19 protein-coding genes are annotated in these 22,671 nt (G+C 57.5%); 9 read left to right on the forward strand and 10 right to left on the reverse strand.

The annotated features are described in order from the left end of the window. Nucleotides 1–98: 98 nt before the first annotated feature. The 4 genes from zwf to OHL21_RS22745 form a co-directional block, all read right to left on the reverse strand. Nucleotides 99–1,637 carry a glucose-6-phosphate dehydrogenase gene (gene zwf / locus OHL21_RS22730; RefSeq protein ID WP_263419594.1) on the reverse strand — a complete coding sequence of 513 codons (1,539 nt, stop codon included), beginning with the start codon at nucleotides 1,635–1,637 and terminating at the stop codon, nucleotides 99–101. Nucleotides 1,638–1,678: 41 nt separating this feature from the next. Further along, a complete protein-coding gene (gene gnd, locus OHL21_RS22735; RefSeq protein WP_263419595.1) occupies nucleotides 1,679–2,587 on the reverse strand; it encodes a phosphogluconate dehydrogenase (NAD(+)-dependent, decarboxylating) in 909 nt (302 codons plus the stop codon). A gap of 322 nt (nucleotides 2,588–2,909) precedes the next feature. Beyond that, nucleotides 2,910–4,883, reverse strand: coding sequence for a transketolase (tkt, locus tag OHL21_RS22740; RefSeq protein WP_263419596.1), 1,974 nt, complete (start codon nucleotides 4,881–4,883; stop codon nucleotides 2,910–2,912). Between the two features lie 103 nt (nucleotides 4,884–4,986). Beyond that, nucleotides 4,987–7,410, reverse strand: coding sequence for a glycoside hydrolase family 15 protein (locus OHL21_RS22745; protein ID WP_263419597.1), 2,424 nt, complete (start codon nucleotides 7,408–7,410; stop codon nucleotides 4,987–4,989). 506 nt (nucleotides 7,411–7,916) lie between these two features. On the opposite strand from OHL21_RS22745, the gene OHL21_RS22750 reads away from it, so the two are divergent. Next, on the forward strand, nucleotides 7,917–8,528 hold the full coding sequence (locus tag OHL21_RS22750; protein ID WP_263419598.1) for a superoxide dismutase: 612 nt from the start codon (nucleotides 7,917–7,919) through the stop codon (nucleotides 8,526–8,528). A gap of 89 nt (nucleotides 8,529–8,617) precedes the next feature. Here OHL21_RS22750 and OHL21_RS22755 read toward each other — a convergent pair whose 3' ends face one another. Beyond that, nucleotides 8,618–9,061, reverse strand: coding sequence for a RidA family protein (locus OHL21_RS22755; protein ID WP_263419599.1), 444 nt, complete (start codon nucleotides 9,059–9,061; stop codon nucleotides 8,618–8,620). Nucleotides 9,062–9,219: 158 nt separating this feature from the next. Here OHL21_RS22755 and OHL21_RS22760 point away from each other — a divergent pair, with 158 nt between their 5' ends. Next, on the forward strand, nucleotides 9,220–9,966 hold the full coding sequence (locus tag OHL21_RS22760) for an SDR family NAD(P)-dependent oxidoreductase (protein WP_263419921.1): 747 nt from the start codon (nucleotides 9,220–9,222) through the stop codon (nucleotides 9,964–9,966). 54 nt (nucleotides 9,967–10,020) lie between these two features. Here the strand turns inward: OHL21_RS22760 and OHL21_RS22765 are convergent, their stop codons facing one another. The 3 genes from OHL21_RS22765 to OHL21_RS22775 form a co-directional block, all read right to left on the reverse strand. Further along, nucleotides 10,021–12,375: a Tex family protein gene (locus tag OHL21_RS22765; RefSeq protein ID WP_263419600.1), complete on the reverse strand. Its 2,355-nt coding sequence runs from the start codon at nucleotides 12,373–12,375 to the stop codon at nucleotides 10,021–10,023. Between the two features lie 73 nt (nucleotides 12,376–12,448). After that, nucleotides 12,449–13,237: a tetratricopeptide repeat protein gene (locus OHL21_RS22770; protein ID WP_263419601.1), complete on the reverse strand. Its 789-nt coding sequence runs from the start codon at nucleotides 13,235–13,237 to the stop codon at nucleotides 12,449–12,451. Continuing rightward, nucleotides 13,227–14,009, reverse strand: coding sequence for a coiled-coil domain-containing protein (locus OHL21_RS22775; protein ID WP_263419602.1), 783 nt, complete (start codon nucleotides 14,007–14,009; stop codon nucleotides 13,227–13,229). Before OHL21_RS22775 ends, OHL21_RS22770 begins: the two co-directional genes overlap by 11 nt. Before the next feature lie 101 nt (nucleotides 14,010–14,110). On the opposite strand from OHL21_RS22775, the gene OHL21_RS22780 reads away from it, so the two are divergent. Together OHL21_RS22780 and OHL21_RS22785 are read left to right on the forward strand one after the other, a co-directional pair. After that, complete coding sequence (locus tag OHL21_RS22780; RefSeq protein ID WP_263419603.1) at nucleotides 14,111–15,262, forward strand: tetratricopeptide repeat protein; 1,152 nt, start codon at nucleotides 14,111–14,113, stop codon at nucleotides 15,260–15,262. An 84-nt stretch (nucleotides 15,263–15,346) separates the two neighbouring features. Continuing rightward, entirely contained in the window at nucleotides 15,347–15,901 is a 555-nt protein-coding gene (locus OHL21_RS22785; protein WP_449649509.1) for a glutathione peroxidase, read from the forward strand. Between the two features lie 83 nt (nucleotides 15,902–15,984). Here OHL21_RS22785 and OHL21_RS22790 read toward each other — a convergent pair whose 3' ends face one another. Both OHL21_RS22790 and OHL21_RS22795 read right to left on the reverse strand, forming a co-directional pair. Continuing rightward, nucleotides 15,985–16,650 (reverse strand): GNAT family N-acetyltransferase, encoded by a 666-nt coding sequence (locus tag OHL21_RS22790; protein WP_263419604.1) that lies wholly within the window; start codon nucleotides 16,648–16,650, stop codon nucleotides 15,985–15,987. A 348-nt stretch (nucleotides 16,651–16,998) separates the two neighbouring features. Then, on the reverse strand, nucleotides 16,999–19,035 hold the full coding sequence (locus OHL21_RS22795; RefSeq protein ID WP_263419605.1) for a M1 family metallopeptidase: 2,037 nt from the start codon (nucleotides 19,033–19,035) through the stop codon (nucleotides 16,999–17,001). A gap of 264 nt (nucleotides 19,036–19,299) precedes the next feature. On the opposite strand from OHL21_RS22795, the gene OHL21_RS22800 reads away from it, so the two are divergent. From OHL21_RS22800 to OHL21_RS22820, 5 genes are read left to right on the forward strand one after another with little or no spacing between them, the layout of a single operon-like run. Next, a complete protein-coding gene (locus OHL21_RS22800) occupies nucleotides 19,300–19,962 on the forward strand; it encodes a DsbA family oxidoreductase (RefSeq protein WP_263419606.1) in 663 nt (220 codons plus the stop codon). A 5-nt stretch (nucleotides 19,963–19,967) separates the two neighbouring features. Then, nucleotides 19,968–20,492, forward strand: a complete 525-nt coding sequence (locus OHL21_RS22805; RefSeq protein ID WP_263419607.1) for an SRPBCC family protein — start codon at nucleotides 19,968–19,970, stop codon at nucleotides 20,490–20,492. Between the two features lie 40 nt (nucleotides 20,493–20,532). Next, nucleotides 20,533–21,402 (forward strand): class II fructose-bisphosphate aldolase, encoded by an 870-nt coding sequence (locus OHL21_RS22810; protein ID WP_263419608.1) that lies wholly within the window; start codon nucleotides 20,533–20,535, stop codon nucleotides 21,400–21,402. A 16-nt stretch (nucleotides 21,403–21,418) separates the two neighbouring features. Next, nucleotides 21,419–22,375, forward strand: coding sequence for an alpha/beta hydrolase (locus OHL21_RS22815; RefSeq protein ID WP_263419609.1), 957 nt, complete (start codon nucleotides 21,419–21,421; stop codon nucleotides 22,373–22,375). 49 nt (nucleotides 22,376–22,424) lie between these two features. Next, a complete protein-coding gene (locus OHL21_RS22820; RefSeq protein ID WP_263419610.1) occupies nucleotides 22,425–22,658 on the forward strand; it encodes a hypothetical protein in 234 nt (77 codons plus the stop codon). Nucleotides 22,659–22,671: the final 13 nt, after the last annotated feature.

Here is a 22,671-nt window from a genome sequence, read left to right on the forward strand (position 1 = left end):
GTTGCTGGTTATCCCGGAAGAGGAGCGCAGCGGCGTTTTCATTATGGAAAACGCCCATAGATGCAGAAGCCCGACTCTCCACCTACAGGGAAAATACTCTAGCAGCTCTTCCAGCAGCGGCCGTCGCGCGCCAGTAGCTCGTTCGAGGCTTCAGGACCCCAGCTTCCCGCCTCATAGTTCGGAAAATCCGAGACCGGAGTCGCAGCCCACTTCTCCAATAAGGGAGTAAACAATGCCCACGTTGCTTCCACACCGTCACGGTGAGCAAACAGCGTTGCATCGCCCAGCATGGCGTCGAGCAGCAGACGCTCGTAACCGTTGGCCGTGGATTTGCCAAAAGCGTCGGCATACTTGAAGTTCATGGTCACCGGAGCGATGTTGGTCGTCGGTCCCGGAACCTTGGCGCCGAACCGCAGGCTGATACCCTCATCCGGCTGGATACGCATGGTCAGGATGTTCGGTGTGACCTGGGTACCGCAGTCGTTGGTCGTTCCCTTGAAAATATGCAGCGGCGGCTGTTTGAAGGTGATGGTCACCTCGGTCTCGCGGTTAGCCAGACGCTTGCCGGCACGGATGTAGAACGGAACACCCGCCCAGCGCCAGTTCTCGATCTCGAGCTTCAGCGCGGCAAAGGTCTCGGTCTGCGAGTTCGGATCCACACGGTCTTCCTCACGATAGCCAATCACCTGCTTGCCATCGACCGTACCTGGGCCGTACTGCCCGCGAACCGTGTCCTCAAGCTTGAAAGGCTCAATCGCACGCCATACCTTGAGCTTCTCGACACGGATCGTGGAGGCCTCAAATGAGTCAGGCGGCTCCATCGCCACGTAGCTCAGAACCTCCATCATGTGGTTCTGCAGAATGTCGCGCGATGCACCGGCCTTCTCATAGAACGGTCCACGGCCTTCAATGCCAATCGACTCCGCCGCGGTGATCTGCACATTGTCGATGTAGGTACGGTTCCACACCGGCTCGAAGATGCCATTGCCGAAGCGGAAGACGAGGATGTTCTGCACCGTCTCCTTACCGAGGTAGTGATCGATACGGAAGATCTGGTCTTCGTCCAGCACCTGGTTGACCTCATCGTTCAGCTCGCGTGCCGACTGCAGGTCATGACCGAACGGCTTTTCGATGATGACGCGTACCCAGACATCGCTCTCCGGCTTGGCCATCTTGTGCGCGCCCAAACGGTGAATGATGTCGGAGAAATACTCAGGCGCTACCGCCAGATAGAACAGGCGGTTGCCCTTGGTGCCGTACTTCGTATCGAGATCGGAGAGAGCGGCGTTCAGGTTCTGGAACCCCTGATCGTCATCGAAGTTTGTGGTGAAGTAGTGGACGCGATCGACGAACTCCTTCAGCTTCGGATCGTTGTCATCCACACCTCCGCCCTTGAGGATGCCATCGCGCATGTCTTTCGCAAAAGTGGCCGACAGGTCGCGGCGGGCTACACCGACCACCGCAAACTCCTGCGGCAGAAGACCTTCCTGTTCCAGGTGGAACAGCGCCGGCAGCAGCTTACGTTTGGTCAGGTCGCCCGACGCGCCAAAGATGACCACGATGCATGGGTCAGGCTTGCGCTCGTTGCGCTGTTCATTCACGGTCGCGGGAGATACAGTTACTTCGGCAGTCGCCATGGGCTTACACCAACTCCTTACTACTTCAAGGCTAAACGAGGTTAGGACTTTTTGACGGCATGGCCGCCGAATGCATTGCGCATGATGGAGAGCGCGCGGTCCGTGTAGTTGTTGTCCTCACGGGAACGCAGGCGGCGAATCAGCGCCTCCGTAATCACCGGAGCGGAGATATTCAGATCGATCGCCTCGAAGACCGTCCAGCGCCCCTCGCCGGAGTCCGGAACGTACGCAGCCAGGCCCTCCAGGTTCGGATTCTCCTTCAGCGCCTCTGCCGTGAGATCGAGCAGCCACGACCGGACAACCGAACCGTGACGCCAGATCTCGGAGATCTGCGCCAGATCAAGATTCAGGCTCTCCTTGGCCTTCAGAATCGCAAAACCCTCGGCGAAGGCTTGCATCATGCCGTACTCGATGCCGTTATGCACCATCTTGGTGAAATGGCCGGAACCGGTAGGTCCGACATGCCCCCAGCCCTTATCCGCGGCCGGAGCGAGCGCCTCAAAGATAGGCGAGAGATACTTCACCGGCTCCTCATCGCCGCCGATCATCAGCGAGTAGCCTTCCTGCAGGCCCCAGACGCCGCCGGAGGTCCCCACATCGACAAACTCGAAGCCCTGCGGCTTCAGCTCATCGTGACGGCGAATTGTGTCCTTGTAGTTCGAGTTGCCACCGTCGATAAAAATGTCGCCCTGCTTCATGAGCGGCTTCAGCTTGGCAATGGTCTCATCCACCGGATCTCCGGCCGGAACCATGATCCAGATAGCACGCTTTTCGGCCGTCAGGTTCTTGACCAGATCCTCAAGTGAGTTCACGCCGACCGCTCCGGTCGCCGTCAGTTTGGCGGTTGCCTGTGGGTTAAAGTCGAATCCGACTACCTTATGGCCGGCCAGGCGAAGACGCTCCGCCATGTTGCCACCCATCTTTCCCAGACCAATGAGGCCGATTTCCATCTCGACTCCTAACGTAACTTTATTTTTATATCTTCCAATAGAACCAGTACGACGAATTGATAACTATTGAGACGTTTTTGAATTATCCCGCGTCGCATTCATCGTTTGGTTCGATGCTCTGCGTATGCAGGACGGTTCAAGAGGTCTCTTGTGGGACCCCATCCACCGTTCCGAACAACGGCGGAGTCTGCGGCACAGTCTGTATTCCGGAGGAGGCGGGAGGTCGCAGCGGTCTTCAAAGAACCCGAACCAGCCGGAAGGCAATGCCCGTTTGCCTGTCTTGCGAGAGGGCCTCCGTTCCCGGAGGCCCTCCCTTCGTACTTTACTTCCCGGTAAGCTTCTTTGCGTGCTCAACGATGTTTGCTGTGTTGAAGCCCAACTTCTCGAACACGATGGGAGCCGGGGCCGATGCGCCGAACCGATCGATACCGATGACAGCGCCGTTGCCGCCGAGGTACTTGTACCAGCCCATGGTGGCGCCGGCTTCGATAGCAAGCTTCGGCAGGTTGGCGGGCAGAACGCTGGCCTTGTAAGCCTCGTCCTGCTCGTCGAAGAGGCGGAAGCTCGGCATGGAGACAACCTTCGCCGAGATGCCCGCAGCCTTCAGCTCCGGCAGCGCCTTCAGGGCCAGCGAAACTTCCGAACCGGTCGCGATCAGCACGATCTGCGCATCGGCAGCATCTTCTAGAACATACGCACCCTTGCTGACACCCTTGGTCTTCTCAGGATCCAGCACCGGCAGGTCCTGACGCGAGAGAGCCATGAAGCTGGCCGCCTTGCGGTGCAGCGCGATCTTCCAGCACTCGGCGGTCTCATTGGCATCCGCCGGGCGGAAGTCGGTGAGCTGCGGAATAGCGCGAAGGCTCATGAGCTGCTCCACCGGCTGGTGGGTTGGGCCGTCTTCGCCCAGGCCGATCGAGTCGTGCGTGAAGATGAACAGCGAGTGCGTGCTCATCAGCGCTGCCAGACGGATGGCGTTCCGCATGTAGTCGGAGAAGACGAAGAAGGTCGAGCCGAACGGAATCAGACCACCGTGAGCGGCCATACCGTTGACGGCGGCAGCCATGCCGAACTCGCGAACACCGAAGAAGATGTTGCGGCCGTTGGGATCGATGTGGAAGTTGGTCGACTCCTTGAAGATGGTCTTGGTGGAGGCAGTGAGGTCGGCAGCGCCGCCGATCAGCTCCGGAACCGTCTTGTACAAAGCCTGCATTACGACCTGACCGGCGTTGCGGGTTGCAACCGGCTTATCAGTCGGGAAGGGCTTGATGTCCTTGGCGAAATCAGCAGCCAGCTCAGCCTTGACAGTGCGCTCGAACTCATTGGCCAGGTCCGGATGCGCCACCTTGTACTTAGCGAAGAGAGCGTCCCACTCCTCATGGATCTTCTTGCCCTTGGGCTTGATGGTGCCCCAGTCCTCAGCAGCGCACTCAGGAATGTAGAACGACTCTTCCGGCGGGAAGCCGAGAGCTTCCTTGGTCTTCTTGGTGTTCTCGGCGCCGAGGGCCTCGCCATGCACCTTGCTGGTGCCGGCATGCGGGCTGCCGTAGCCAATGACGGTGCGCACGCGAACCAGGGTCGGCTTCTCGGTCTCGGCCTGAGCTTCCTTGATGGCCTTGCGCAGGGCGTCCAGATCGTTGCCGTCGCCAACGTGCAGCACCTGCCAGTGATAGCCCTCAAAGCGCTTGCTCACGTCTTCGGTGAACGAGAGCTCGGTTGGTCCGTCCAGCGAGATCAGGTTGTCGTCGTAGAAGACGATCAGCTTACCAAGCTTCAGCGTTCCTGCCAGCGAAGCGGCCTCGTGCGAGATGCCTTCCATCAGGTCGCCGTCACCGCAGACCACATAGGTGTGGTGATCGACAATCTTCATATCCGGCTGATTGAAACGAGCAGCCATGTGTTTCTCAGCGATTGCCAGACCGATGGACATCGCAAGTCCCTGACCCAGCGGACCGGTAGTTACTTCAACACCTGGGGTCTCGCCGTACTCCGGGTGACCGGGAGTGATGGAATGCCACTGGCGGAAGCTCTTCACCTGGTCCAGCGGAAGGTCGTATCCGGAGAGATGCAGCACGCTGTACAGCAGCGCCGACGCGTGGCCGTTCGACAGCACAAAGCGGTCACGATCGATCCACTTGTGGTCCGCGGGGTCATGCTTCATCACATCGTGGTACAGAAGGTAGGCCAGCGGCGAAAGCGCCAGCGGAGCACCGGGATGGCCGCTCTTGGCCTTTTCCACGGCATCGACTGCGAGAAGACGAAGTGTATTGATGGACTTCTGAACCAGGTCGCTCATGTATTCCTCGGGCACTAGGGCAAAAGCCTTAGTGCGCTCGTGTTAGTAAGGGTTTTCGTTATTCACTTCCAGTGTACAGGCTCCGCTGACCGCCCCTGCGTGGTCAGGCCACCTGCACGGTAAAGTTATAGCCGAGCCATCGATGCTGCTGCGGCCAGTAGAGGGTAAATTCGATTTGGCCTTGCTGTCCGGACTGGGTCGTAATCTCAGCGAAGAAGCCCGGATAGCCCGCCGATTTCGAGTCGGAGGTCTGACGAGTGGTCCAACCATCAATAGTCCAGATCACCTGAAATTGGTCGCGATCCACAATCCTTAGCCGTTTTCCGGCGCCGACGGTATGTACCGGACGGATGATCTTGAAGATCTCGATCTGGCAACCACCCCTGCGCTGCTCACACGGAGCTGCATAACGCTCAGCGACACATGAGATGCGGTCGAAGACCTGACCGTCGGTGGCGGATCGCAATAATTTCAGATACTCCGAGTGCGCCCACACCAGCGGCTGCGCGGCACCGGCAGAGCGGCCGAAGAACAACCCCTCTCCGGGGAGATCGTGGTAGTCCCAGATCTGCTCCGGCAGCATACCGCCGAAGCTGGAGAAACGTTCCAGCGCAGTAATAAACGGAGTCACATCTTTGCCCGCCGCCAGCTCATAGTGCGCACGCTCGCCGGTTAACAAAGGCCAGGCGCGTCCCTGTCCGTAGTGCAGGAAGGGACCTCCATCCTTCTGCTGGCCGTAGCCATCATGGTTGTAACGGCGCCAGCAGGGGCCGTAGGGCGTATCGATGCGGAGTACCTTGTCAATGACTTTCAAGGAATTGATGATCAGCGGATCATCCGCGCGGCGCACACCGTAACGCACAAGTTCCAGGAAGCCGGCGTCCACAATCTCGTTGGCAGCGAAGTTGTACTGCTCCCCCGGGGTGCGATTGGCCAGGTTTAAACGGCCATCGCCGATGGATGGATTGTAGAAAGGGTCTCCGGGATGGGGAGGAACGATACGGACGTAGTGGTATCTCACATCCGGATGCAGCACACCGTTGGTCGTCGTCGTCCACTCTTCCAGATGCGACTCGATCCAGTCGGCGTAGACCTCCAGAAACTCCGCCAGTTCCGGCGCCTTATGACCACGCGCGATATCGGCAGCGCAGATAAGGCCGCTGATCACCGCAGCCAACGTTGATGGGGAATACCCGGCGTTCTCTTCCCAACGTTCCTGCTGGGTCACCGGAGCATAGTGCACCAGGAACGCCGCAGCATTTTCGACAAACGGAAAGACATCGAAGCCCCCCAATCCACCAAGCTTCCACAAACGCCATGCCAGGATGATGGGGAATGCGACTTCATCCAACTGAATACCGGTCCAGTACGGTGTGCCGTCGATCCAGAAGTTCTGAGGGAAGCTGCCGTCAGGCCGCTGGGAGCAGGCCAGGTACACCAGCGCCCGGCGCGCCGTATCGACGCGACCGCAGGCCAGCAGAGCGCTGGCAGACTGCACCATATCCCGCGTCCAGACCAGATGGTAACCGCCCAGGTCATCGTCCCCCTTCGACGCTCCCCAGGGAATCGAGGCGGAAGCAATGAAGGCTCCGGTATAGGTCTTATCTTCGTGCGCCAGAACAACGTTGTGGCTGATGCGCATCAGCCGGCCACCATCGGTCGATTTTCCGGCCAAATATTCGGGAGCAGGAGCGCGGTACCACTGCTCGATAAAGCGCTTCAGGTGCGCTTCATAAGGAGTCGAGAGCGATTGCATCATTCCGGCGAGAGCAGCGTGATGACCCTCTCCCAGGGCGATGGCCAGGGTGAACTCACGGTTGCGGGCGACATCGATCTCGCCCATCAGAGCGATATTGCCATTCAATGCCTGTCCGAACTGCCAGTCCATCCTCATGTTCTGAACCAGATCCTGGTACCCGTCTGAGGAACCGACAAAACCGCAGGAAGAACGCGTGAATCCGCAGGAAGCTCCCATCGACAGTGACGTCCCGTTCTTCCACGCAATCAGGGCACGCTGACCGGCAACTTCAATCGAACGGCCTGAGTTCCCTGCGCCACCACCTTCAATGTGAGGCGCCAGCAGGGCATAACACTTCAACCGCTGCAGCAGGTCCTCTTCACCGTCGATCTTCACGCGGACCAACACCACCGGGTGATGAGGATCGCAGAGAAACTCCTTCGTGACCCGGTATCGTCCCTGCAGATCAGTGGCGACAACCCGGACAGCAAGCGCATCCGGGTCCACATAATGGAAGTCGTATTCAAAATCACGCTTCTCTTCGTGGAAGAAGGTCTCCCCATCGGTGAACAGAAACTCCATGTCACGGATCTGCGGACGATCAATGGTGGGGTAATAAACCTCATTCAGCGTGCCGTGCGAGACAGTGAACCAGACTCTCGAAGAGGCGGCATACGCCGTACAGACAGCATCTTTTTTTGACGAAGTCCAGCGAGGTTCGAGCCCTGGCGCACCAAAGGCCATGCCATGGTCGTCCAGCCAACGATACGCAGCGGATAGAGCGTTCATTGTTACTGATTAAAAACCATCGGCAGGTGGGTAACCGCAAATGGAGGAAAAATGTCAGTCTCCTTCTATGCGAGTCGCACTATTTCTGAGTCATATTGCCGCCACCGCCTTTGACTTCGTGTGGCAGCAGACCTTTCGCTCGCTGCGATATCATCAGAGACCGTGACCTACTGCGCATCGCAGTGCACAATCGCCGCATCAAAGGGCGTGTCATCAAATTTCTGTCGGTCAGCGCCGGGAGCAGATTTTTTCGAGATCAAGGAGCGAGGAGAGAACTGTAGCTGGTCTACTAGAACGACGAGCGACAAAGAGATCGGGAAAATCTGCCCCGGCCCTTTGGGTTGCGGCGCAAATTCGCCCGTACTTCGTTGTCGCCCTCGACTGTGGAATAACCACAGCCTTCGGACTCCGCCTCGTACGAACTAATTTGCGCTCGCAACGCTGACGGCAGAAATTTGATGACTCGCCCTCACCCTGAACCGAAACGACCCGACAGGAGATCTCACGTGGCCTACGAACTACCCCCTCTTCCCTACGACTACGCCGGACTGGAGCCCCATATCGATGAGGCGACCATGAAGCTGCACCACGACAAGCATCACCAGACCTATGTGACCAACCTGAACGGTGCGATTGAGAAGCACCCGGAGCTGGGTTCGAAGTCGCCGGAAGAGCTGATCGCCGGTCTGGCCAGCGTGCCGGAGGACATCCGCACTGTCGTCCGCAACAACGGCGGCGGCCACGTCAATCACACCATGTTCTGGGAGATCATGAAGCCGAATGGCGGCGGAGCTCCGACCGGCGCCATCGCTGACCAGATCACGAAGGACTTCGGCGACTTTGAGACCTTCAAGAAGACGTTCAATGAGACCACCGCGAAGCAGTTCGGCTCCGGCTGGGGCTTCCTGGTCTACAAGGGCGGCAAACTCGAGATCGTCACCAAGCCCAACCAGGACTCACCGCTGACCGACGGCCTGTTTCCGATCCTGGGCAACGACGTTTGGGAACACGCTTATTACCTGAAGTACCAGAACAAGCGGCCGGACTATCTGGCGGCCTGGTGGAACACTGTCAACTGGGACGAGGTCAACAAGCGCTTCGAGAAAGCCAAGAAGTAGCGGTTGGTTGAATAGTTGAATACAAAAAGCCACCTGTGCGGGTGGCTTTTTTGTTTGGGTTGAATGGTTGAATCGTCCGCAAACCAGAGTTAGATATACGCAACCAGGTCGATTTCGATCGTCGTTCCTCGCGGATTGGCAGCCACAATCGTCGTCCGTACCGGCGGTTCCTTGGGAAATCGTGCAGCGAAGATCTCATTCAGCGCAGCGTAGTCCTTGATATCGCTCAGAGCGACATTTACCTTCAGCACCTTCTCCATGGACGAGCCGGCGTTCTTCAACTCCTTCTCCAATTCATCAAAGACCCACTTCGCATCGGCATGAATCTCTCCCGGCGCAGCACTGCGTGAGCTCTTCCCGGCAAGAAACAACAGGTTCCCATACGCGACCGCGGGCGAATAAACCGCCGGCGGCGTCGATGGCGGGTTCGCGCTGAAGATCTTCTTACGCAAGGCTGCTTCCGCCTTCGCAAATGGGGCCAAGAGAGCCAGCCCGAGAGTAGATACAGAGGCAACCACAGATCTGCGATCCATGTGCATGAAGTGCTCCTGATACCAGAAATTTTTCCTGAGCATATCGCGCCATAGCCTGCCTGAGGAAAAAGAGTTGAATCGTTCTTCCTAAAGCCGCCATCCATTTAGACGACTATCGAAACGTTGAAACGATGACGGGACGATTAAAGGAGAAGGTGATGGGACGTCTGGCGAATAAGGTAGCGGTGGTAACGGGAGCTTCCAAGGGTATTGGCGCGGCGATTGCAAAGGATCTCGCCAAAGAAGGCGCGACGGTTGTGGTGAACTATGCCAGCAGCCGCGAGGGCGCGGAGAAGGTCGTCAATGACATTACGAAGTCCGGCGGCAAGGCCGTAGCCATCGGCGGGCGCGTTGAGAACAAGGACGAAGTAACGAAGCTCTTCGCTGATGTGAAGCAGCAGTTCGGCCGTGTCGACGTACTGGTCAACAATGCAGGCATCTACGGCTTCGCTCCGATTGAAGCAGTTACCGCTGAAGACTTCCAGAAGCAGTACGGCACCAACGTTCTGGGTCTGCTACAGGTAACGCAGGCAGCCGTGCCGCTCTTCCCGGCCGAAGGCGGAAGCATCGTGAATATCAGCTCGGTCGTCCGCACCGGAATTGCGAACGCGACCATCTACGCCGGAACCAAAGGCGCAGTCGATACCATCACTTACTCACTCGCCAAGGAGCTCGCACCGAAGAAAATTCGTGTGAATGCGGTAAACCCCGGCCTGGTGGCAACCGAGGGAACAGCAGGCTTCCTGGGTACCGACATTGAAAAGGACGTGGTTGCGAAGACACCGCTCGGCCGCATCGGTCAGCCCGAAGACATCGCACCGACCGTTACCTTCTTCGCCTCCGACGATGCCCGCTGGGTAACCGGTGAGACGCTGCTCGTCTCTGGCGGCGTGCTGAACGTCTAAGACAGGTTTCTCTCCGCAATAAAAAGGCCCGGCAATTTCGCCGGGCCTAACTTTTTATCGTGTCTTCCACTTGCCGCTGAGGGCCGCGAGCTTTTCCTCCATCGTCTGCAGTGGAGCAGGAGCAGAGGGACGCGGCTTCCCTGCAGGAGGCCTGGCTCCGCCAGCGGTCCGATTGGGTCCGCTTCCGCTGGGGACAACACTGCCATTCTTAACCTTTGGTCCAGCAGGAGCTTCTAGTTGTTTGATCGAGAGAGAGATGCGGCGTGTCTTCTCATCCGCACCCAACACTTTGACCTTCACAATCTGCCCCGTCTTCACGGCCTCATGCGGATCTTTGATGAACTTGTTCGAGAGCTCGCTGATATGAACCAGACCGTCCTGGTGCACACCAACATCGACAAACGCTCCGAACTTGGTGACATTGGTGACCACACCTTCCAGCACCATGCCTTCCTGCAGATCGCTCAGCTCGTTCACGCCCTCGGCAAAGCTGGGAGCGACAAATTTCTCGCGCGGATCGCGTCCAGGCTTGCGCAGTTCTTCGAGGATGTCATTCAATGTGAACGCTCCTGCATCGAGACGTGAGCGGTCAACCTTCTCCAGCAACTGCGGATTCTTGATCACATCTTCGATCGGTGTTCCGATGGCTGAAGCAATCTGCTCTACGACGCGGTAGCTCTCCGGGTGCACCGCTGTCGAATCCAGCGGGTTCACGCCGCCACGAATGCGCAGGAAGCCGGCGGCCTGTTCGAAGGTCTTCGGCCCAACGCCGGAGACCTCCAGCAGTTGCTGTCGCGAAACAAATTTGCCGTTGTTGTCGCGATGGCTGACGATGCTCTGTGCCGTACGCTCGCTGATACCGGAGACATAACGCAGCAGAGTCCACGAAGCTGTGTTCAGATCAACGCCCACGCGGTTCACACAGCTCTCAATCGTATGTTCCAGCGACTCCTGCAGGAGCTTCTGATCCACATCATGCTGGTACTGACCGACGCCAATCGCCTTGGGATCGACCTTTACCAGCTCCGAGAGCGGATCCTGCAGACGGCGTGCGATGGAGATGGCTCCACGCACGGTCAGATCGAGATCCGGAAACTCCTGCCGCGCAATATCTGACGCAGAGTAGACACTGGCGCCGCTCTCGCTCACCGTGACTGAGAACACGGTGTTCAGATGATGTTCACGCAGGAACTCGCGCACGAACTGATCGGTCTCGCGCGAAGCGGTTCCGTTGCCGATGGCGATCGCACGCACGTTGTGGTTCTTCAGCAGCGCCGCGACCTTCTGCTTCGCCTGCTCTACCTGGGCTTTGCCGGTGTGCGGATACATCACATCGTGCGCCAGAAACTTTCCCGTCTCATCAACAACAGCAAGCTTGCATCCGGTGCGCAGGCCGGGATCGATGCCAAGCACCGCCAGCGGGCCTGCGGGCGGAGCCAGCAGCAGATGATGTAGATTTTCGCGGAAGACTTCGATTGCCTCTTTGTCGGAACGGCGCTTCAGCTCCAGGCGAATCTCGCTCTGAATCGATGACTTCATCAGGCGCGTCCACGCATCTTCCAGCGCCAGGGTCATGTGCGATGTCCAGTCTCCCTGGTCGCGCAAAACTCGTGCTTTCAGCAACGCCAGAATCCGCTCCTGGTCGCTCTCGATCAGGAAGTAGAGCACACCTTCTTCTTCGCCACGACGAACAGCAAGCATGCGGTGCGACGGAATCGTCTTCACCGGCTCCTTGTAGTCGTAGTACATCTTGAACTTCTCCTGCGGATCCTTCGGGGCATCGCCCTCAAGCTCCATGACCTTGCGCGAGACGATGATGCCCTCATCGAATAGAACCTGCCGCAGCTCCTTCCGCAGATCGGCGTCTTCGCTGATGCGCTCGGCAACGATGTGGCGGGCGCCTTCCAGTGCAGCTTCAATATCAGCGACACCTTTCTCCGTATCGACGAAGGTAGCGGCCAGTGTGACGAGATCCTCTTCGCCACGCTGTTGCGCCCAGAGATAGTCTGCGAGCGGCTCCAGCCCGGCTTCACGTGCGATCGTCGCTTTGGTACGGCGCTTCGGCCGGTAAGGGAGATAAAGATCCTCGAGCTCACTCTTATCCATCGCGGCCTCGATGCGGGCCCTAAGGTCCCCGGTGAGCTTGCCCTGCTCCGTAATGGAGGCCAGAACCGTCTCCCGGCGTGAGACCAGCTCGCGGAAGTAGGTCACGCGCTCTTCGATCGAACGGATCTGCACTTCATCGAGGTTGCCGGTCGCCTCCTTACGGTAACGGGCGATAAACGGAACAGTGCCGCCGTCATCCAGCAGTTCGATCACAGCCACAAGACTGCGCAGCGGAACATTTAGTTCGTTGGAGATGTGTTGCAACAGGGGAAGAGCCAGCGCGGGAAACTTCGATTCAGCCATAGTCCTCGACTGATCTTAAAGGAAGTTGCGATGAGGAAATGTCGGAATGGAGATGTGGCGCAAAAAGAGACTGCTATGGATCGCGATACTCGCGGCGCTTGAGCTCGCGAACCGCCGCTTCGTGTCCCTGCTCGGCGGCCTTCTTTGTCCAATAGCGGGACTGCACATAGTCGTGCTCGACGCCCTGTCCCATGGCATAAAGATGCGCGAGTTGGAACTGAGCTTCGGCATTGCCCTGATCGGCAGCCCTGCGATACCACGTTGCCGCCTGCGTATAGCTCTGCGGAACGCCCTGGCCAAAGTAGTAAAGGCCGGCCAGCCGCTCCTGAGCCTCTGGAAAGCTCTGTGTGGCCGCCAGACGATACCAGTGAGCGGCTTCGGCATTGCTCTGCGAAACGCCTTCGCCTTTCTGATACATCAGGCCGAGGTTGTACTGTGCCCAGGCGAGACTGCTATATGCAGCCCGTTGACACCATGCAAAGGCCTCCGCGAACTCTCCAGCGGAGTAATAACGAAACGAAAGATTGGCCTGTGCATAGGCGTGGCCCTGTTCCGCAGCTTTGCGTTCCCAGAGGGCGGCCTGGGCACTGTCCTGCGGCAGCCCCTGCCCTTCGTCATACATCGTGCTGAGCAGATACTGTGATTCAGCATGGCCCTGTTCGGCCGCAAGCCGAAAGCCGTTTGCGGCTTCAATGAAATTGTGGACCTTGTAGGCAAGGATAGCCTGCCGGTAGTGAGGATTTGCGGCTGCACTGGCGGCATCACGACGGCCACGGGCAATCAGGCCGGAACGCTCGGAATGCAGCGACAACCCGGCTCCGGTCGGGGCATGTTGCAAAACGCCTTTGGACTTATCTTCCATAGGCATCGATCTGGCGGTTGACAAACTCGAAGCGGCAACGGGCGTCGGCGATCTGCTCCTGAAGACTGGTGGCCAGTTCTGTGAGCAGATCACGATGCTCGCGGGCTGCTATCTCAGCGTCGAGAAATAGTTGGGCGATCTCGCTTGCAAGCAGTGTGTGCCGCTCCGCCTCCAGGGCGGCGATATCGCGCTCCGCGTGCTGGATCTGACGGCTGATACGAAGCAGCTCCGCGGCAGCATCTTCGCCCGCGATGGATGCATTGATCTCGCGATGGTCGTCGAGCATGCGCTGCAGGGTCTCTGTATCGCCGCGGCGATAGGCCTGGTTGGCGCGGGCCATCAGCAAGGTGAAGTGTTGCTGCTCGGCCTCATCGCGGGCGAAGTCAGGATGGATACGCTTGGCGACATCGCGAAAAAGAGTCTTGAGATTGGGCGGTGGATCGAACTCTTCCGCTTCGCGCGCCGCACCGAATGCGGCATCATGCGTCTCCTGCGCTCGCTGCCGTGCTTCCTGGGCGCGCTGCCGGGCTGCATCCGAGTCATAAATGGCCACTTCGCGCTCGGCGATGCGCGCTTCCAGATCGTCGAGCTCCGCGTAAAGAATGCCGACCTGGCGCAGATATCGGCCCTCGAAGGCCTTGAGCTGCGCACGGAGCTGCGCCAGCTCCGATTCGCATTCGGCAAGCCTGGCGCGAACGCCGGCAAGCTGCTCGCGCCTGCCGAGCAGGGCGGCAGCGTCCGGAGTTTGCTGGAGGATGATTTCAGCAGGCATACAGGCTCCGCGTGCGGAGCTTCCAGTTTATCGTCATACGCGACTTTCTTCCCTAACCGGCTCACCCTCCGCTTGTCTAAAGGGCACCGGAGAAACGAACTATGGCACGTTTGTGGCTGCTGACAGCAATCCTGTTTACGGCTCCGGCCCTGGTGGCGCAGGAGACCAAGGCCGATGAGGTCATCCAGAAAGCGATCGATGCCATGGGCGGTATTGAGAAGATTCACGCCCTTCACAGCCTGATCTATCGAGGCTTTCACTACGAAGGCAGCTACCAACAGGAGTATGTGCATACCAAAACATCTACTTCGGTGATGGTGCGCATGCGTCCCGGGCTGCGCCTGGTAGGGTGCAGACCAGAGATCCCTGAGTGTCACGGGCAGTGGAGCAGAATCGTCGAAGGCTTTGATGGCCGGCGTGGATGGGAGCTCAACTGGCCGAAGCAACGGCTGGTACGCACCGTTAACAAGGCAGAACACGCCCTGCACTGCGGAGCTGCCTTTGACTATCTCTTCATCGACTATAAGGAACGGGGATTCCATGCCTCTTATCTCGGGACGCAGCACGTTCTTGGCATCGATGTCGAAGCTATTCAGATCGACAGACCGGATTGCGGATCGGCCATGCTCTACTACTTCGATCCGCAGACCTATGCGATCCGTATTACGCGAGCCAAGCTTCCGATTCACGCGCGCGGCGATGCCGTCGACACCATCGCTGTCTATACAAAAAGCCTTGAGGTTAACGGAGTCCGGCTTCTCTCGCGGGAGGAAGAGGTGAACTTCAACACAGGCGACGTCATCGACGGAGTGGATTGGACCTCCATCGAAGCGAACACGATCAACGATCCTGGAATCTTTCAGCCACCTGAGGTACATCCGTCAGGAATCACGGCCATTGTTTTGAAGATGCTGGAGCAGGCCAACCATGACACTCCCAGCCGGATGATGGCGATCTACAGCAGCTTTCGTCACAGCGCAGAAGGCAAGGCAAGCGACGTGGTCTATGACATGAACTGGTTGGGTTACGAACTTCTGAAGGTGGACAAATACAGCCATGCCATACCCGTGTTTCTTCAGATCGTGCGGGAAAATCCGCAGTCAGCGGACGCCTACAACAATCTTGGGGAGGCCTATCTCCAGAAGAAAGACCGTAAACACGCAATTGCCGCCTTCGAACAGGCTTTAAAGCTGGGAGCGAACGGAGATGCAGTTCAGAAAAAGCTGGATCGTCTGCGCAAAGAACAAGGCTAGAGGACGAGCCAGTGACATCTTTCGGCGGCGCAGTCCCTATAATGGCCGCACACGCCACCTTTGGCCACCGGAATGGAGAAGCCTGTGCGGAAACGACTGATACTGTCCTTACTCTGCTTTACGATTGCGGCATTTGCCGGAACAGCAACGCAGGTCTACAACTATCGTCTAAAGACGATCGATGGTGAGCCGACCTCGCTGGCGAAATACAAGGGTAAGGTTCTGCTTGTGGTGAATGTGGCAAGTGCGTGCGGCTTCACCCCGCAGTACACCGCACTCGAGGCCATCTATGAGAAGTACAAGGACAAGGGACTGGTCGTCGTTGGAGTCCCGGCCAATAACTTTGCCAACCAGGAATCCGGCACCGAGGCTGAGATCAAGACCTTCTGCAGTCGCAAGTACCACGTCACCTTCCCGATGATGTCGAAGGTCTCCGTTGTCGGCACCGATCAGACACCGCTGTATCACTACCTGACGGACAAGACCGCAAATCCTGCTGTCGGCGGCGACATCAAGTGGAACTTCACCAAGTTCCTGATCGCACGCAACGGAACACCGGTCAATCGTTTCGAACCGGCGATCAAACCGGACGCCCCGGAAGTGATCACCGCCATTGAAAACGAGCTGAACAAGAAATAAACAAAGCTACGTCGGCAAATGGGGCGCCCATACACCGGCTGCCCCATCCATCGCCAATCACCCCGATACGCGATGGGTGGGGATCAAACGAGTTCTACTTCTTCCGGAAGCGCCCTCAACATAAGATCGATGCGGGGATCATCCGCACTCTGTCCGTAGACATCCACATAGATCTCCGTCAACCACTGTCGTACCTGATGCCGCGGGACAAAATCTACAATGGCGCTTAACGCCATCATCTCCATCGCCGGGGGTGACGCCGCTATCACTGGTGGCATACTCCAGCTAAGGTTGCGCAGTTCGAGCGCGCCCAGTGCGCGGTAGAACTGCTTCCGCCTTGTGCGCAGCAGCCGATCCGGATCGTCGATAAGGTCGGATTCCACCTCCAGCAGAAGCGTTACCGAAGGTGCATCTACAGCTCGCGCGGCAGCAAGGACGATCTGACCGCCGATCCCACGGCGACGTTGTGACGGTGCTACGGCCATGTACTCCAACAGTGCAGCGGTACCGCCACTGAGAACACACACAATCGCGAAACCGACTGTTACCTCGTCCTTCGTAGCAAGAAGGAAGTAGTACTGTTCCGTAGCAAGCATCCGGCGCAGCACATCCGCCGGCTTACGTTCGGAACATGGAAAGGCCTCTTCATAGAGACTGAGCAGATCGGTGAACTCCAGCTCAGAAGAGGGCTGGAGACGCTTCAACACGAGCCCTGAAGGTGATGTCTCCACAACAACCGATCCTGTCATTCTTCGTTTATAACTTCTTCGCATACACAAGGTATATTGACGGATTCGAAATAGCTCATGCACTGGGTGCCCATGTCCCTTAGGGACATGGGCCCGGCCGTCCTATCCCAAGCATCAATCGGCAGATTTGGCCCAAGCTTTGCTCTTGTCCACAGGAACAAACGGTCGCGCGAAGCGCGATACCCCACCCTTCGCAATAAAGCCGAGAAGAATGGGGCAACGAGAGCTTACCTTTGCCGAATATCTCGATACTCCTGAGCTGAAACTTACAGATCGGTAACTGCGGAAGCGCGAAATACACAAGGCCGCACATTCTGTGCGGCCTTTGCCCTTAGAACATAGCAACGACTACGGCTTCGCCGTATTATTCGCCCGGTTTCCATCAGGAATCCGATGCTCCGGATCGATGGTGACCTCGGCGATCTTCTTCGTCGTCGGCAGAGGCATGTTGTACATCGCCTTTTGCATCCAGGTCTCCGCCGGCAGCTTGATCTTCAGATCCGTACCATCCTCATACTTCACCTGCACCCACGCCGGCAGAACAAGCTGGCCGTTCTGCTCGATAGTGACGTGTGCCCCCTTGGACGGATCTGCCGGATCGTTGTATTTCAGATCCTTCGCGGCCATATCCATCGTCCAGTTGTTCTCATACCATCCACGCCAGAAGTAGCTCAGGTCTTCTCCGCCTTCGCTCTCCATCTCACGGAAGAAGTCTGAGGGAGTGGGATGCTTGAATGCCCAGTCGTTGATGTACTTGCGGAATGCCCGGTCGAAAACCTCGTGGCCCAGGATTTCCTCACGCAGCAGATAAAGCCCTTCTGCCGATTTGAAGTAGGTGATGGGATGGCGGTACTTCTCGCGGATGGCGTCAGAACGCATCAGGATTGGCGGAGCCTCCGGATCGGCGATCACCTTCGCGATCTCATCCGCCGGATAGCCGCCGCCCGGAGCATACTCACCATCGCGCTTCGGCCCCCAGACACCATGATTGAACTGATCAGACTCATAGATATCGATGAAGGTGTTGAAACCCTCATCCATCCAGGCATCGCGGCGTTCGTTGGACTGCACCACCATCGGGAACCAGGTATGGCCGATCTCGTGCGCCGTAACGACGAAGAGGCCCTTGCCCTTCGAGCGGATACCGTCAAAGACCAGCCCCGGATACTCCATGCCCGAAGAGAAGCCCGCCACATTGATGCCTGCGGGATAGGGATAGACGTACCAGTCCTGCGAGAAGTGCTCGACGGCATCCTTCAGATACTCCGTGCAGCGTCCCCAACCGTCGTCACCCGCGGCCTCCGCCGGATAGAAGCTCTCAGCGAGCGAGGTCTTTCCACCAGGAAGATTGATCTTTGCGGCATCCCAAATGAATGACGGCGATGCGGAGAAGACAGCATCGCGCGTGTGATCCATATGGTAGTGCCAGGTCAGCGTGCCATCTTTCTTCGGACGGCTCGCCGGGTCGTGCACCTCATCCTGGGTACGAATGAAAATTGTCTTGTCGCTCGTCGCGGCCTGCTTCAGACGGTCTTGTTGCGTCTTGGTGAGCACCTCTGCACCGTTCACCAGATATCCGGTACCGGCGACCAGATAGTTCGAAGGCACAGTCACATAAAAATCGTAGTTGCCGAACTCCGTATAGAACTCATTACCCAGGAAGGGCTGTGTGTCCCAGCCATGAATGTCGTCATAGACGGCCATCCGCGGATACCACTGAGCGATATCGTAGATCGGCCCGTCCTTCACGTCGTCGACCGAGGTACGTCCACCCCAGATACCCGGCACCGTGTAGTGATACTTGATCAGGATCTTGATGCTGCCCGCGTGCGGCAGCGGCGTAGGCAGGTCGATCCGAGCCCGCGTATCGCTGATCACGTACTCGGCCTTCACCGGCTTTGCGCCTTTCGCCGTGGAGAGCAGCTCCATCGACTCGAACACCGTTCCTTCGGTGTTGATAGTCTCCGGCCGCTGACGGCTGCCACCGGAGAAGGCACGCGAACGTGCATCGGCACGATACGTGTTCTGCTCCACCTGGAGCCAGAGGCTGTTGAGCGGTCCCGGGCTGTTGTTCGTGTAGGTGATGGTTTCGATATTCGAGAGCGTCTTGGTTCCCGGATCGATCGTGGCATGCATCTCGTAATCAGCCGAGTTCTGCCAATAAGCCGAGGTGGGTGCGCCATCCCCGCCACGATAGACCGAAGTCGATTGCGGCATGGTATACGGCGCAAAGGTCTTTAGCGGGTCGTAAGTCGCCGAGCGGCCGCCGGTATCCGGAATCTGTGGACGGCGGCCCTGTCCCTCGGGAGGCTGAGCGGCGATCATTGCGGCGGAAACGAGAAGTACGGCAGCGGTAGAAGCGCGGCGCATGGCACACGAGTGCATCAAGGGAATCTCCTGCAAAGCCAAATGAAGCGGTGTGACTGATATGAAAACAGGTGGACGGGAATCGGGCAAGCTGCACCAAGCTCCCTCTTCTCAAAAAGAGATGTGTCAACCAGAAATTTTGTCGCGTATCTCAGAATTTAGAAGCCAGTATCAAGAAGAAACATCGCTTGGGGAAATCGGCTGAAATCTATCCGGTGCGAGCGGCATCCATACCTAAAGAAATGCTCGGGCGAAGGAACGGATGTCTGAAAGGAAGACCCCATGAATGCTATCAATCAGCGCACAGGCGAAACCTCAAGCCCATTCCTGCGGGATATCGAGGACAGATTGAAGAACCCTGAAACCGTATTGCACTGGTATGACCTCCTTTGCCCGTTTTGTTACATCGGGCAGCATCGTACCGGGATTCTCGTTGAACATGGATTGCAGGTCATGGAGCTACCCTTCCAGGCTCACCCGGAGATTCCTCCGGAGGGCACGCCTGCCGGCCCACGAATCGGCCCTATGTACAGCCACCTGGAGCACGAGGCAAAGGCAGCAGGTCTTCCATTGCACTGGCCGGCGCGACTTCCCGATACACGCCGGGCTCTCGCCGCCGCCGAATGGGTACGAAGACATCAACCGGAGAAGTTTCCTCAGTTCCATAAGGATCTCTTCGCTGCACATTTTGTGCACAATGAGAATCTCGGAGATCCCATGGTTATTGAGCGATATGCAGCCGCGCTTGGCATTGACCTAGAAAGGCTCAACACGGCCCTCTCCGATGGCAGCGCGCTTTGGGCTGTAACCGAATCCGAGATGCTGGGCCGGGAATATGGCGTCCGGGGAACTCCGGCATGGCTGATCGGGCATCAGTTGATTTCAGGAGCACTGCCACCGGCAGAGTTTGAACGTCTTGCCGATGCAGTTGCAGGGAAGGGATAGTCCAAATGGCTGCAGCGCCGACATCCGAGAAGTATCAGATCGAAGCCTCCATCACCATACTCCGTCCCGTGGACGACGTCTTTCGCTTCTATCGGGATTTCAGAAATCTTCCTCGTTTTCTCGGCGACGTCATGGCTGTTGAGCTCATCGGCATCAGAACATCGCGCTGGACAATCGAAGGACCCTTCGGTATCCGAACCCACTGGACCGTCGAAGTAACCGAAGAACGGCCCGACGAGCTCATCCGCTACGAAACCGTCACGCTTCCCGAAATCAGAACATCCTGGGACGTTCACTTCGCACCGGCTTCGGATGACGCTGCAACGACCGAAGTACGCGAGGTGATGAAGGCCCCTTTCGGCAAAATAGGGCAAGCCGCGCTTGCCCTTATCGGAAAACGGCCTAGCTCCGAAGTAAGCGCGAACCTTCGCCGCTTGAAAGAACTACTGGAGACAGGACGGGTTATGGATACAACCTACTCCGTGCCGGGAAAATTCCATCACGCAGACCATGAGGTTGCAGCTTCATAAACTTTCGACAGAATTACATCAACTCCAATGGAGGTTATTCATGCTCGGCTTACGAGATGTCCTCGAACAGGCGCAGAAGAACAAGGTGGCCGTCGGCCACTTCAATGTTGCCGACTTCTCTCTCTTGAAGGCGGTCTTCGCCGCCGCTTACGAATTGAAGGTTCCCGTCATCGTTGGAGCCTCCGAAGGCGAGCGAAAATTCCTCGGCGCTCGCCAACTTGCAGCCCTGGTCCGCAGCCTGCGCGAAGAGTTTGATTTTCCCATCTTCCTGAACGCCGATCATACCCATACCCTTGCGAGTGCAATCGAAGCTGCAAAAGCCGGGTATGACGCCATCGTCTTCGATCTCTCCGCATTGCCCATCGACGAGAATGCGGGGCAGACCAGAGATGCTGTCGAGAAGCTAAAGGCGATCAATCCATCCATCCTGATCGAAGGGGAGATCGGTGATATCGGCACTGGGTCTGAGATTCATGATGAAGTCCCTGATCTCTCGAAAGGCCTTACGGATCCGGAGGAGGCGAAACGATACCTCGCCGCAAGCAACATCGATATCCTGTCACCGGCCGTAGGCAACATGCATGGCATGGTCCAGAGCATGGTGCAGGGCAAAACCAAAAAGCGCCTGGACCTTGCTCGCATCGCACAGATCAAGAGCGCCACCGGAGCTCTGCTCACCTTGCATGGCGCATCCGGAACCGATGATGACGACATGCGCGAGGCCATTGACGCTGGAATCAACATCGTCCACATCAACACCGAACTACGCATCGCCTGGCGACAGGGGCTCAATGCGAGCCTTGCAAAGCAGCCTCAGGAGGTCGTTCCGTACAAAATTCTTCCGGCCGTGATCGATGCCATCCAGCAGGTCGCTGCATCACGCCTGAAACTCTTCAACAAGCTGAGCTGATGGCAGGAGAGAGACCATGGTCAGACAAGCCCCGGTTCTGGACAATACGATTCAGAAATTTATCGACGAACTCTCACATCACGACGCCCCGCCGATCTACGAACTTACTCCGGAGGAGGCACGCAATACACTACTTCAGGCACAATCTCTGCCCGTCGATAAACCCGAAGTTGAAATCAAAGACTTGCAGATGAATTGGGAGCCAGGTCCGGTGCATCTCCGGATTTTTCGTCCCATCAATGCGAAGGGAATCACTCCCGTCGTCGTGTACTTTCACGGCGGTGGTTGGGTGATGGGCGATACCACGACACATGACCGCCTTCTACGAGAGCTGACCGCAGCCACTGGTGCAACATTGGTCTTCGTCGATTACAGCCGCTCTCCCGAAGCAAAATATCCGGTGGCCATCGAACAGGCGTATGCAGCCATACTCTATGTTGCCAAATACGCTGGAGAGTTCGGCGTCGATCCGGCACATCTCGCTGTCGCCGGCGATAGTGCGGGCGGGAATATAGCCGCCGTTGTATCAATGCTCGCAAAAGAGCGATCTGGCCCGCATATTGCAGGACAGCTTCTCTTCTATCCGGTGACGAACGCTGATTTTGAAACACCCTCCTATCAGCAATTCGCGGACGGGCCATGGCTTACCCGTCGTGCAATGCAGTGGTTCTGGGACCAGTACCTTCCCGATCGTATGCAACGGAAGGACTCGCATGCCGCCCCACTGCAGGCTCCATTGAGCGTGCTCACAGGCCTACCCCAGATCTTGATCATTACCGCAGAAAACGATGTCCTTCGTGATGAAGGGGAAGCCTATGGACGCAGATTGATTGAGGCAGGCGTAGAAACCGTGACAACGCGATACAACGGCGCTATCCATGATTTTGTCATGCTTAATGGCATCGCCAATGCGCCCCCTGCTCGAGCAGCTATAGCCCAGGCTTCAGACTTCCTCCGGCACGTCCTCTCCTAAAAGCATTCCGGAGATCAGACCATATTCAAATCAGAAGGGTGATTGTTCTATGAAAGACCTACAGCGCATGCAACAGTTGAAGTCGGAGATCGCTCAGGACGAAGAGCGATATCGTGAAGTCGAACGTCTTGAGGCCGAGCTGATGCAGAATATCGGCCTGAAGGGATTCAAGGCCGCATCCACCGAAGGACGCTATCGCGACGAAAAAGAAGCGCTAACCTCGGCAATCCGAGAGAAACGGGAGATGCTCGCCGGCATGGAAACGCAACCCGACCTGGACTAGAGCATTTTCCCTG

The organism is Terriglobus albidus (assembly GCF_025685425.1).
In the GTDB taxonomy this organism is placed as follows: Bacteria; Acidobacteriota; Terriglobia; order Terriglobales; family Acidobacteriaceae; genus Terriglobus; species Terriglobus albidus.